The organism is Rhizobium sp. SVR5-9E, assembly GCF_056755095.1.
The window spans coordinates 1-257 of sequence record NZ_JBNDHS010000516.1; the positions used below are offsets into that span (position 1 = coordinate 1).

1 protein-coding gene is annotated in these 257 nt (G+C 58.4%); it reads right to left on the minus strand.

Annotation, left to right across the window (positions count from 1 at the left end; translation table 11 throughout):
• A partial coding sequence (locus ACPYOJ_RS35870) for a hypothetical protein (protein ID WP_481420460.1) occupies nt 1-215 on the minus strand: 215 nt, incomplete at its 3' end.
• Nucleotides 216-257 lie beyond the last annotated feature (42 nt).

The window sequence follows — 257 nt, forward strand, 5'->3', positions numbered from 1 at the left end:
GTCCACGATCGTGAATATTCACTGTCGAGCGCCTTTTTTGCTACGCTAACCGCCTTCGGCAATGGCCTCGTTCGCCCCGCAAGCTGGGTGCCTCGAATATATTCCGCAAGGATCGTCCGGCCGAGCGAATTGCGCATGTGGTTGGTGACATCATGCTCGGGCGGGGAATCGGATTCCTGCTGCAAGGAAAGAGCGCCGGCGAAGAGCGATGGCATCAAGGGAGGAATCGGCTGGGCGGCCGGCAAATTTTCCAGTAC